This window comes from Sorangiineae bacterium MSr11954, from assembly GCA_037157815.1.
Classification (GTDB): Bacteria; Myxococcota_A; Polyangia; order Polyangiales; family Polyangiaceae; genus Pendulispora; species Pendulispora albinea.
In genome coordinates this window covers 2,505,575-2,518,670 of record CP089984.1, presented here as the reverse complement: position 1 = coordinate 2,518,670, position 13,096 = coordinate 2,505,575, and the positions used below count along the sequence as shown (strand labels likewise).

Genomic DNA, 13,096 nt, shown 5'->3' with positions numbered 1-13,096 from the left:
ATCGACAACATCCGAACGTTCGACTCGAGTCCTTTCGTACGGACGGTTGAGGTGTTCGATGTCCAACCGACGGTTACCCCGAGCATGCGATCGACCCCTCCTCGCGGACGATTGAGACGGATGATGTCCGAGCGACAGTCGCCCCCGCGTACGCGATGCTGACCTTTCACCGTTGACAGTTGAGACTGATTTTCATATTCAGCAACCGATCGCACAAATATTTCTTGGCGTGCGCCAATGGCGCTCGGACCAATGGCCTTCTGAAACGTTGAGCGGCAAGCGTCCCCGGCCGGCCGGCGATCCTGATTCTTAGAGCCCCGAAAGCGGATCCAGCTCGCTGTCCTGGATTCTTCGAATTTCGGATTTGGTGCCAAGGACATTATGGAATCGAACGAACCGCGCACACGCGCGCTTACGACCGCTCCGTCCCGAGAGCCCACGACGTTGATCGAGCTGCTTCGACGTCGCGCGGGCGAGCGCCCATCGTCCCACGCGTACACCTTCCTCGCGGACGGCGCATCAGATGTTCGCTCGACGACGTATGGCGAGCTGGATCGGCGGGCTCGCGCGGTGGCGGGATCGATGCAATCGCGCGCGCGCGCCGGCGACCGTGTGCTCATCGTGTTGCCGCCCGGGCTCGATTTCATCGCCGCGTTCTTTGGCTGCCTTTACGCGGGGTTGATCACGGTGCCCGTGCCGCTGCCCCAGCGACGGCGGGGCCTTCCGCGGCTGCTTTCCATCATCCGCGACGCCCGTCCCACCGTGGCACTGACCACCGAGGCGCTCTTGGGAACCATCCGCGCTGCGAGCGGCATCGCGGCGCGTTCTCCGGAGCTCGATGCGCTGCACTGGGTCTCGATCGATTCGATCCCGGACGGCGCGGACGAAGAATGGCGGCCGCTCTCCATCGAGCCGGGGGACTTGGCCTTTCTCCAGTACACGTCGGGCTCGACCGGGGTGCCCAAGGGCGTGGCGCTCACCCACGCGAACCTTCTGCAGAACGAGCGGATGATCCAAGGCGCGTTCGGGCAGACGGACCAGAGCGTGATCGTGGGATGGCTGCCGCCGTACCATGACATGGGGCTCATCGGAAACATCCTGCAGCCGCTCTATGTGGGCGCGCCCTGCATCCAGATGACGCCCGAGCACTTTTTGACGAACCCACTTCGCTGGCTGGAGGCGATCACGCGCTACCGCGGGACGACCAGCGGCGGCCCCAACTTCGCGTTCGATCTCTGCGTGGACAAGATCGCGCCGGAGCAGCGCGAGGCGCTCGATTTGAGCTCGTGGACCGTGGCCTTCAACGGCGCGGAGCCGGTGCGGGAGGCTACGCTGGAACGCTTTGCCAAGGCGTTCGCGGGCGCCGGGTTTCGGGCTTCGGCGTTCGTTCCTTGCTATGGGCTGGCCGAGTCGACCCTGTTGGTCAGTGCGCGCTCGCGCAGCGCGCCGCCGGTGGTGCGGGCGGTCGAGCGGGCGGCGCTCGAGCAGGGGCGGGCGGTGCTCGTGCCGGGTGATGGCGCGAGGGGCGAGGGTGCGGTCGCGCGGCTGGTGGGGTGCGGGCCGCAGGATCCGGCGGTGGTGACGATCGTCGATCCGGTGCGCGCGGAGCCTTGTGGCGCGGGCGAGGTGGGGGAGATTTGGGTGCGCGGTGGGAGCGTGGCGCGCGGCTATTGGGGGCGGCCCGAGGAGACGGCGGACACGTTCGGGGCGCGGCTCGCGTCGGGCGAAGGGCCGTTCTTGCGAACGGGCGATCTGGGCTTCGTGGGCGATGGGGAGCTCTATGTCACGGGGCGGCTCAAGGATCTGATCATCATCCGGGGTCGGAACTTGTACCCGCACGATCTCGAGGCTTGCGCCGAAGGGTGCAGCGCGGCGCTGGGCGGGGGCGGTGCGGCGGCCTTCGCGGTGGAGGTGGGCGGCGAGGAGCGCCTGGTGGTCGTCCAGGAGTTCCGAACGCGCGCGGCGGAGGAGTGGGCGCGCGCGGGGGCTCGCGTCCGCGAGGCGATCGCCTCGGAGCACGAGGTGGCGGTCTTCGCCCTCGTTTTCATCCGGCGCGGGAGCCTTCCCCGCACGACCAGCGGCAAGGTGCAGCGGCGGGCGTGCCGGGAGCGCTTCGTGAATGGGGAGCTGCCGGCCATCTGGAGCTGGGAGGCGACCCGCGCGGATGCGGGCGCGGTGGGGCCGGCGGGCGCGGACGATGCGCGGGAGCTTACGCCGCGTGAGGCGGCGTTGGCTCGGATCTGGACGGAGGTGCTCCAGTGCGGGCGGGTGACCCCGGACGATGCGTTCCTGGAGCTGGGGGGCGATTCGCTGAAGGCGATGCAATTGAGCGCGCGGGCGACCGAGACGTTCGGGGTCGAGGTGGGGCCTGCGCAGGTGTTCGAGACGAATACGGTGGCGGCGCTGGCCAAATGGATCGAGGCGCAGCCGTCGAGGTTCGTAGAGGCGGGCGGTGCTGGGGTGGTGGGCTCCGCGCGGGAGGCTGCGGAGCGTCCCGAGCGGGTCCCGCTTTCGTTCGTGCAGGAGCGTCTCTGGTTCCTCGAGCAGCTCGTGGCGCCGGCGCCGGTTTACCAGATTGCGGGGGGTTTGCGCTTCGTTGGCGCGTTCGATCGCGAGGCCCTGGAGCGGGCGGTGAACGCGGTGGTCGCGCGGCATGCCGCGTTGCGGACCCGCTTTGCGACGGACGAAGGGCGCCCCTGCCAGAGGATCGTGCCGCCTTCGCCGGTGGCGCTGCCCATCGAGGTGGGGCGGTCGGACATGTGGCGGCCCGTCGCGCTCGATGGTGGTCCTCCGGTTCGCTTCGAGCTGTTCGACGTGGGGGGGCGCGCGCATGTCCTCACGCTCACGGCCCATCACCTGGTGGTGGACGGCTGGTCGTTGACCATCGTGCTCCGCGAGCTGCTGCAGCACTACGCGGCGTTTGCTGCGGGGCGCGAGCCGGCGCTGCCGGCGAACGCGGGCTCGTTTGCATTTGCCGACGAAGCCCTGGCGCAGCGAAGCGCGGAGCGCGCGCGTCTTTGGGAGCCGCAGCTTCGCTACTGGAAGGCGCGGCTCGAGCGGCCGGTGCCGCCCCTCGAGCTCCCGACGGATCGACCTCGACCGCCCGTCCAGACGTACGCCGGCGCGCGCGAGACATTCGTCCTGCCGGGTGAGTTGGTGGAGCGGCTCGCGCGGCTCGGACGGCAGCAGGGGGCCACGCTCTTTGCGACGGTGACCGCGGGCCTGTTCGCGCTGTTGCATCGGTACACGGGGCAGTCGGATCTCTGCCTCGGAACGCCGGTCGCCGGACGCGCGCGGGTACGGGCAGGTGAAAATGTGCTCGAGGGGGCCGTGGGGTGCTTCATCAACACGCTCGCGTTGCGCGTGGATCTGGGGGGCGATCCCGCGGCGGCGGAGCTGCTCGCGCGCGTGCGCCGGGCGGTCGAGGAGGCGCAGGCGCACCAGGACGTGCCGTTCGAGCGCGTGCTTCGGGAGCTGCCGCTCGCGCGCGATCCAAGCCGCGCGCCCCTCTTCCAGGCCATGGTCTCGATGCAGCCTCCCCTGCCCGCCTGGCCTTCGTTGGCCGATGTGACGTTTGCCGTCGAGCAGTTCGATACGGGCACCGCGCAGCTCGACGTGGCGTTGGATCTCGTGCCCGCCGAGGGTGAGCTGCGCGGGGTCTGGGAGTACAATACGGATCTCTTCGACCGCGCGACGATCCGCGATCTCGGGGAGCGACTGCGCGGGGTGCTCGAGCAGATCGCGGCGCGCCCGGACGCGCCGCTCTCGGAGCTGTCCATCCTGACCGAGCGCGAACGTGCTCGGACGTTCGGGGCGCAGGCGCGGGTCGAGGTGCCGCCTCTGTGCGTTCACGAGCTGTTTCGGGCGCAGGCGGTAAGGCAGCCCGACGCGGTGGCGCTCATCGCGGGCTCCGAGCGGTGCACGTATGGGGAGCTGGCCGCGCGCGTCCGTGATCTGGCGGGGCATCTGGCGCGGCTCGGTGTCTCCAGCGAGGTGCGGGTCGCGCTCTATTTGGACCGATCGTTCGATCTGGTGGCGAGCGCGCTGGCGGTGCTGGAGGCGGGCGGCGCGTACGTTCCGCTCGACACGAGCCATCCGGCCGAGCGCGCCGGCGCCACCCTCGAGGACGCGGGCGTCTCCGTGGTGATCACGCGCGGTGCGGGTGCCGCCCGGCTGCCTGCGCTTTCGAACGGCGTTCACGTGGTGGATTTGGAGCGGGTCGAGCGTTGCGATGTGGCGGAGCCCCATCGCGATCGCGATCGCGCCGCCGAGGGTGCGCTCGATCGCCTGGCGTACATCATTTATACGTCGGGCTCGACGGGCCGGCCCAAGGGGGTGATGGTGAGCCATCGCACGTTGGCCAACGCCTTTGCCGCTTGGCAGGACGTCTATCGCATGCGCGACGGGGAGCTGCGCTTTCTTCAGGTCGCGAGCCCGGCCTTCGACGTTTGGACGGCCGACTGGGTTCGGGCGCTCGGCTCGGGTGGCTCGCTCGTGCTCGCGCCCCTCGAGGCGTCGATCGACGCGGCGGCGCTGGCGACCTTGGTGCAACGCGAGCAGGTGACGGCGCTCGATCTCGTTCCGGCGCTGGCCAAGCCGTTGATGGCGTACGGCGAGCGGCTCGGGAGTCTTCGGCTGCTCATCGTGGGCTCCGACGCCTGGTCGATGCGCGACTACGTGGAGCTTCGAAGGCAGCTCCCTTCCACGACGCGCCTGCTCAGCGGCTACGGCGTGACCGAGACGACCATCGACAACGCGTTCTTCGAGGCGGAGGAGAGCGCCGCGCCGGAGGCACACACGGGCCGGGGCGTTCCCCTCGGTCTGCCCTTCCCGAACACGCGGCTCTACGTGCTCGATCGCCAGGGCGCGCCGCTGCCCGATGGCGCCGCGGGCGAGCTGGCGATCGGCGGCGCGGGTGTGGCGCGCGGCTACTGGCGGAATCCGCGGCTCACGGCGGAGCGGTGGAGGCCCGATCCCTGGAGCGACGCGCCGGGCGCCCGGCTGTACATGACGGGCGATCGGGTGAGGCGGCGGGCGGATGGAGCGCTCGAGTTTCTGGGGCGGCTCGATCATCAGGTGAAGGTGCGCGGGATGCGCATCGAGGTCGGCGAGATCGAGGCCTGCCTGCGCCGGCATCCGGATGTGCGCGAGGCCGCGGTGATGCTCGGGGAGAGCGGCGCGGGTGCGACGTACCTCGTAGCCTACGTGACCGGGGTAGGCCCGGGCGCCGGGGACACGACGGCGCTGCGTGCCCATCTGCGCGCGCACCTGCCCGAGGCCATGGTGCCGTCGAAGCTCGTTTGGCTCGAGGACATGCCCGTTGGGTCCAACGGAAAGGTCGATCGCAGCCGGCTGCCGGCGCTTGCAGATACGGGTGCGGACGCGGGTGTGCCGTTGCGAACGACGGGGGCGGCGCGAACGGGGCTGGAGCGGGCCATCGCGGCGATTTGGGAGCAGGTGCTGGGCGTTCGGCATCCGGGGGTGCACGAGAATTTTTTCGACCTGGGCGGGCACTCGTTGCTGCTGGCGGAGGTGGCGAACCGTCTCCGCGAGCGGGTGGGCCGCGATGTGCCGGTGCTCCTTCTCTTTCAGCACCCGACGATCGCCTCGTTGGCGGCGGCGCTCTCCGCGTCGGGCTCCGCCGAGGGCGACGCCTCCGCCGAGGGGTCGGAGGGCGCGGGCGCGCCATGGGTGACGGAACGGGGGCGCGCGCGCATCGAGGGGAACGACGTGGCCATCATCGGCATGGCGGGGCGGTTTCCGGGGGCGCCGGATGTTCGCGCGTTCTGGCGCAACCTCTGCGCGGGGGTCGAGTCCATTGCGACCCTCACGGACGAGGAGCTCTTGGCGGCGGGGGTGGACCCTGCGCAGGTGTCCGACCCGCGCTACGTGCGGGCCCGTGCGGTGCTCGATGGGATCGATCGCTTCGACGCGGGGTTCTTTGGCTTTTCACCGCGGGAGGCGGCGCTGCTCGATCCGCAGCATCGCGTCTTTCTCGAGTGCGTGTGGGAGGCGTTCGAGGACGCGGGCTACGATCCCGAGCGCGCGGGGGGGCGGGTCGGTGTCTATGCGGGCTCCAGCCTCAGTGGTTACCTCTTTCATCGGTTCCCCGAGGGCGTGAGGCTGGAGTCGGCGGCGGACATGGCGGCGCTGCTGGCGCTCGACAAGGACTTCCTCACCACCCTCGTGTCGTACCGCCTGAACCTGGAAGGGCCGAGCGTCGCCGTTCAAACGGCGTGCTCGACCTCGTTGGTGGCCGTTCACTTGGCCTGCAAGGCGCTGCTCGGCGGGGAGTGCGATCTCGCGGTGGCCGGCGGGGTGTCGATCACGGTGCCGCAGACGGCGGGATTTCTCTACCAAGAGGGCGCGATTGGTTCGCCCGATGGGCACTGCCGTGCGTTCGATGAACGCGCCCAAGGGACGGTGTCGGGGAGCGGCGCGGGGGTGGTGCTCCTCAAGCGGCTGGGTGATGCGCTGGCCGACGGAGACGCCATCGTCGCCGTGATCAAGGGCTCCGCCGTCAACAACGATGGGCGAAAGAAGATCGGCTACACGGCACCTCGGGTGGACGGGCAGGCGCGCGTGATTCGCGACGCGCACGCGGCCGCGGGCATCACGGCGGACTCCGTGGGCTATGTGGAGGCCCACGGCACCGGTACACCGCTGGGCGATCCGATCGAGATCGCGGCGCTCACGCAGGCGTTTCGGGCGAGCACGGAGCGGGCGGGGTTCTGCGCGATCGGCTCGGTGAAGACCAATGTGGGGCACTTGGATGCGGCGGCGGGGGTCACGGGGCTCATCAAGGCGGCCCTGGCCGTGCGGGAGGGTCGGATCCCGGCGAGCTTGCACTTTGCGACCCCCAATCCGGCCATCGACTTCGAGCGCAGTCCGTTTCGGGTCGCGACCGGGCTGCTGGAGTGGGCGGCCTCCGGGCCGCGGCGCGCGGGCGTTAGCGCGTTTGGCCTCGGTGGGACGAATGCGCATGCCGTGTTGGAGCAAGCGCCGGTGCGAGCCGGCGCCGAGTTGGAAGAGCGCAACGAGTCGCCGGGGGATGGGCGCGGCGAGTCGCCGGGCGCGGCGCAGCGAGGCGAGACCGTGGGCGCGGCGCAGCGAGGCGAGACCATGGGCGCGGCGCAGCGAGGCGAGACCATGGGCGCGGCGCAGCGAGGCGAGACCGTGGGCGCGAAGCAACGAGGCGAGACCGTGGGCGCGGAGCCGCGAGGCGAGACCGTGGGCGCGGAGCCGCGAGGCGAGACCATGGGCGCGGAGCCGCGAGGCGAGACCGTGGGCGCGGAGCCGCGAGGCGAGACCATGGGCGCGGAGCCGCGAGGCGAGACCGTGGGCGCGGCGCAGCGAGGCGAGACCGTGGGCGCGGCGCAGCGAGGCGAGACCATGGGCGCGGCGCAACGAGGCGAGTCGCCGGGCGCGGCGCAGCGAGGCGAGACCATGGGCGCGGCGCAACGAGGCGAGTCGCCGGGCGCGGCGCAGCGAGGCGAGACCGTGGGCGCGGAGCCGCGAGGCGAGACCGTGGGCGCGGAGCCGCGAGGCGAGACCATGGGCGACGAGCCGCGGCTGGCGGAGAGTCGGTTGCTCGTGCTGTCGGCGCGCTCGGGCGACGGGCTTGCTGCGGTGAGCGACGCGCTGGCTGCGCGCCTCGAGGAGGACGCAGCCCTCGGCCTGGCGGATACCGCGTTTACCTTGCAGGTGGGCCGGCGTGCGGGCACCCACCGTCGGGCGCTGGTCGTGCGGTCGAAGGCGGAAGCTGTTTCGGCGTTGCGCGCGGATCGCGAGGCGGTGCAGGCGAGCAGCCCGGTGGGGGAGGCTCCGCCGGTGGTATTTCTGTTCCCCGGCCAGGGTAGCCAGAGCGCCGGGATGGGCCGGGAGCTGTACGAGCGCGTGCCCGTCTTCGCCCGCACCATCGACGATTGCGCGCGCCGTCTGGAGCCGATCCTCGGCCTCGATTTGAAGGCGGTGCTGTTCGCTGCGGCCTCCGCAGAGGCGCAAGGCTCGCCGCTCGACCGGACCTCGCGGACCCAACCTGCGCTCTTCGTGCTCGAGTACGCGCTGTCGCGGGTCTGGGCATCGCTCGGCCTCGAGCCGGAGGCGATGATCGGTCACAGCGTGGGCGAATACGTGGCTGCGTGCCTCGCGGGCTGCATGAGCCTCGACGACGCGTTGGCGCTGGTCGCCGCGCGCGGGCGTCTGATGGAAGCGACCCCCGCGGGCGCGATGCTGGCGATCCCCGCGTCCGAGGCTGCCATCCAGCGCTGGTTGGGCGCCGAGGTGGCGCTGGCGGCGGTCAATGCGGACGGGCAGTGCGTGCTCTCGGGATCGGTCGCCGCGATCGAGGCGGTCGAGCGCGAGGCCGCCGCCGCGGGGCTGCAGTCGCGGCGTCTGCGCGGAGAGCGCGCGTTTCATTCGCACCTCATGGACGGCGTGCTCGACGCCTTCCGGGAGGTGGCGGCGCGGGTGTCGTTCTCCGAGCCGCGCGTGCCCTGGATCTCCAATGTCACCGGCACCTGGATCACGGCGGCCGAGGCGCAGGATCCCGCGTATTGGGTCCGGCATTTGCGCCAGCCCGTGCGCTTTGCGGAGGGCGTCCGCACGCTCCGCGCGCGCCCCGATCGGATCGCGATCGAGGTCGGTCCGGGACGAACGCTGACGGGGCTGTGGCAGCGGAACGCGGGCGCGCCGGCCCTCGCGTGGCCTTCGATGCCCAGCGCGCCGCGCTCGGGCTCGGGCTCGGGCTCGCGCTCGACCGAGGACGCGGGTGCGACGCGCGGCCTCGCCGCGGCGAGCGAGCATGCGACCTTGCTCGAAGCCGTCGGGCGCGTGTGGGCCCTTGGCGCGCCGATCGATCTTACCGCGCTCGCCCGCGCGCAGCGGGGCCGGCGGGTCTCCTTGCCCGCCACGCCGTTCGAGCGGCAACGCCACTGGCTCGAGCCGCGCCCGCGCAAAGCACCCGACGCGCCGGCGCGAGCGCGTTCGTTGGGCGACTGGTTCTACGCGCCCTCGTGGAAGCGCGCGCCCGCCGCGCCGCTGGAAGCGGTGGACCCGGGCACGCACTGGGTCGTCTTGGGCGACGACGTTCCGCTCGTAACGCGGCTCGTCCGTGCCCTCGGGGCAGCCGGCGGCCGGGTTACGCGCGCGCGGAGCGGCGCCGCCTTCGCCAAGACCGGTGCGCACGAGTACGTGCTTCGGCCCACCGCCGTGGACGACTATCGGGCCCTGGCCGCAGCGTGCGCCGAGGGCACGACCGGGTCGCGGACGCACATCGTGCATGCCTTCGCCCTCGGCGCTTCGAGCGACGGCACGCGTGCCGGCACTTCGAGCGACAGCACTTCGAGCGACGGCACGCGTGCCGGCACTTCGAGCAACGGCACGCGCGACGGCACTTCGAGCGACGGCACGCGTGCCGGCACTTCGAGCAACGGCACGTGCGACGGCACTTCGAGCGACGGCGCGCGCGCGAACGATGGTGCCCTCGAGGCGGACGCATTTCTGCGCGCACAGCGGCGCGGCGCGGAGAGCGTCATGGCGGCGGCGACGGCGCTGGGTCGCGCGATGAACGACGCGAGGCTCCTGGTCCTCGCGCAGGGCTTGCACGACGTGACCGGCCGCGAAATCCTGCGCCCGGAGCAGGCGCCGCTGATCGGTCTTTGCCGGACGCTCTCCCTCGAGTGGCCCCGCCTTCGCGGCCGGCTCGTCGACCTGGAGACGGCAAGCGCCGTCGCGAACGAGGCGCGCGAGCTCGAAGCCACCGTGCAAAGTCTCCTCGCGGAGATTCGATGCACCTCGGACGACCCCGTGGTCGCCCTGCGCGGCGCGCATCGATGGCTTCCCACGGTGGCACCGATCCGAATCGAGGAAGCCCCCCGCGGCGCCGGCCTCCGCGAACGGGGCGTGTACCTCATCACGGGGGGGCTCGGCGGCATCGGGCTCGCCCTGGCCGAGACCCTTGCGCGCGCGGTGCGCGCGCGGCTCGTGCTCATGGGCCGCTCGGAGCCCACGGACGAGCAATGTCAGCGCGTGCGCCTCCTCGAGAGCCTGGGCGCCGAGGTGCTCGTGGAGCGCGCCGACGTGGCCGACGTCTCGGCCGTGCGCGCCGTCCTCGCCCGGGCGCGCGAGCGATTCGGCCCCCTCGCCGGCGTGATTCACGCGGCCGGGACCGCGGGTGGCGGCCTCCTCGCAGGACTCACCGCCGAGTCCTTCATCGCCGATCTGCGCCCCAAGGCGCTGGGCGCGCTCGCGCTCGAGGAGGCGCTCCGCAACGCGCCGCTCGGCGACACGCCGCCTGGCGATGCGCCGCTCGGCGACACGCCGCCTGGCGACACTCTGCCTGGCGACACTCTGCCTGGCGATGCGCCGCCTGGCGATGCGCCGCTCGGCGACACGCCGCTCGGCGACACGCCGCCTGGCGATGCGCCGCTCGGCGACACGCCGCCTGGCGATGCGCCGCTCGGCGACACGCCGCCTGGTGATGCGCCGCCTGGCGATGCGCCGCCTGGCGATGCGCCGCTCGACTTCGTCCTCTATTGCTCGTCGCTCACGGCGTCGAGCGGAGGCGTGGGGCGAGCAGGCTACGCCGCCGCCAACGCGTTCCTCGACGCCTTCGCGCAGAGCCTCGCCCGCCGCGCCGCGCGAAAGACGATCTCCGTGAGCCTCGATCGCTGGCGCGGCATCGGCATGGCCGCACGCGCCGCCGCCCAGCTCGAAGCCCTGGGCCTCTCGATCCGCTTGCCGCCGCACGGCCCCGACTCCCTCCCGCACGGCGCCGACCCCATGCCGGCGATGTCGGCAGCCGAGGGGCAAGAAGTCTTCTGCCGGCTCATCGCGCAGACCGCGCCCTCGCACGTCCTCGTCTCCACGCAGGTGCTCGACGGACTCCCGAAGGACGACGAAGGGCGACTCCTCCTGCAGCACCTCGGAGCAGGCACCAACGACCGGGAACACGCCGCCGGCCCGCCGTCCCGCTCGACCGGCGCAACCGCCTCGACCAACGCAACCCCATCGACCAGCGCGACCACCTCGCCCTCCCCACGCGCGCCGAACGCGAAGGACGTATCCCTCGACGGACTGGAAGATCGAATGGCCGCCCTCTGGGCCGAAGCCTTCGGCGTCCCCAAGCTCGATCCGAGCAAAGACTTCTTCGCCCTGGGCGGCGAGTCCCTGGTCGCCCTGCAAATCCTCAATCGCGTCCGCGACGTGTTCGGGGTCGCCCTGGCGCTCCAGGACTTCTTCGAGCACCCCACGGCCCTCGGCCTGGCGGAGCGGGTTCGCGCGCTCCGCGCCGAGCCCTCTGCGCCGCCGGCCGAGCCGGCGTTGGTGGCGCTCCCGCGAAGCGCCGCGCGCCGCATCAAGGGGCGAAGCGAATGAACCCCTTTGGTTCCCTCTTGAGGGGCTCATGGCCCGTCGTGGCCTGCGCGATCGGCGCGGGTCTCGCCAGCGGCTTCGCGGGCGCCGCCGTGATCGGCCTCGTGCACGAAGCCATGTCCAGCGCGCCCGCAGCAGGCGAAGCCCGAGAACGGCTGATCGCCAGCTTCATCGGACTGACCTTGCTGGCGGTGCTCAGCAAGGGCGTCTCGGAGGTGCTCCTCACCCGGCTCGGTCAGTCCATCGTGGGCGAGGTTCGGAGAAGGCTCGGCCGGAGCATCATCGAGGCGCCGCTTCGGCAGATCGAGGCGCAGGGTCCCCATCGTCTCTTGGCGGCGCTCAACGACGACGCCCTCGTCATCACCCAAGCCTATGTGCAGCTGCCCCACATCTGCGTCTGCGCCGCGACCATCCTCGGTTGCCTCGTGTACCTCGCCTGGATCGCCCGCTCGGCCTTCCTCGTGGTGCTCTGCGCGCTCGTCCTCGGCGTCGCGCTCTTCCGACTCCAAGAGGCCGGGGCGCTGCGCTTCTTCGAGCGGGCGCGCGAGACCAGCGACACCCTCTTTCGTCACTTTCGCGCGCTCACCGTGGGCATCAAGGAGCTGAAGATCAACCGCGAACGAGGCGAGGCCTTTCTGGCCGACTCGCTGGGCCAAAGCCTCACCACCTACGAGCGCGACTTCGTCGGGGGCATGACCCGCTACAGCGTGGGGATGGGTTGGGGCGGACTTCTGTTTTACGCCGCGCTCGGCGCGACTGTGTTCGTTCTTCCCAGCGCCGCAGGGCTCTCGGCCTCCGCGGTCGCCGGCGCCACCTTGACCCTCTTGTATCTGATGGGCCCCGTGGCGCAGCTGGTGGAGATCGCCCCCTCGGCCGGCCGCGCCGCCGTGGCGTTTCGGAAGCTCGACGACCTGGGGCTCGCGCTCGCCGATCCCGACCAGCCGCGCGCGCTGTCCGCCCTGCCCGCACGCGCCCTCGGATCGAGCTGGCAGCGCATCGAGCTCCGCGGCGTCACCCACAGCTACATGCGCGAGTACGAGGAGACGAGCTTTCGACTCGGCCCCATCGCGCTCGACTTCCGCCCGGGCGAGATCGTGTTCCTCGTGGGGGGCAACGGGAGCGGCAAGACCACCCTCGCCAAGGTGCTGCTCGGGCTCTATGCCCCCGAAGAGGGCGAGCTCCGCGTCGATGGAGTGGCCATCGGCGCCGCGAACCGCGACCAGTACCGCCAGATCTTCTCGGCCATCTTCGCCGACTACCATGTCTTCGACGAGCAGCTCGATCTCGGAGATGCCCGCGCCCGCGAACGGGTGACCGGGTACCTCGAGCGGCTCAAGCTCGATCGCCGCGTGACCGTCGAGGGTGGAAGGTTGCGCGTGGGCGGGCTCTCGACCGGGCAGCGCAAACGGCTGGCGCTCATCGCGGCCCTGCTCGAGGATCGCTCGTTCTACCTCTTCGACGAGTGGGCGGCCGATCAGGACCCCGAGTTTCGAAGGGTCTTCTACCGGGAGTTTCTCCCCGAGCTGCGGGCGCAGGGGAAGACCGCGCTCGTCATCAGCCACGACGAGCAGTACTTCGGGGTCGCCGATCGCTGCTTGCACATGGACTTCGGCGTTCTCTCCGAGATCGCGGTCACGGCGCAGCCGCTCTCCCCGGGGCCGGTCGTCGAGGCCTTCAACGCTCATGAGAGCGAGCCCGCGCTCGCGAGGAGCACCTCATGAAC

2 protein-coding genes are annotated in these 13,096 nt (G+C 71.5%); both read left to right on the top strand.

From position 1 onward, the window contains the following. Positions 1-381 precede the first annotated feature (381 nt). Positions 382-11,376 (top strand): amino acid adenylation domain-containing protein, encoded by a 10,995-nt coding sequence (locus LZC94_10160; GenBank protein ID WXB17624.1) that lies wholly within the window; start codon positions 382-384, stop codon positions 11,374-11,376. Further along, on the top strand, positions 11,373-13,094 hold the full coding sequence (locus tag LZC94_10155) for a cyclic peptide export ABC transporter (GenBank protein WXB17623.1): 1,722 nt from the start codon (positions 11,373-11,375) through the stop codon (positions 13,092-13,094). Before LZC94_10160 ends, LZC94_10155 begins: the two co-directional genes overlap by 4 nt. The last annotated feature ends 2 nt before the right edge of the window (positions 13,095-13,096 follow it).

Coding starts and splice junctions, on each gene's coding strand:
- LZC94_10155 (WXB17623.1), top strand. CDS start 11,373: ATGAACCCCTTTGGTTCCCTCTTGAGGGGCTCATGGCCCGTCGTGGCC.
- LZC94_10160 (WXB17624.1), top strand. CDS start 382: ATGGAATCGAACGAACCGCGCACACGCGCGCTTACGACCGCTCCGTCC.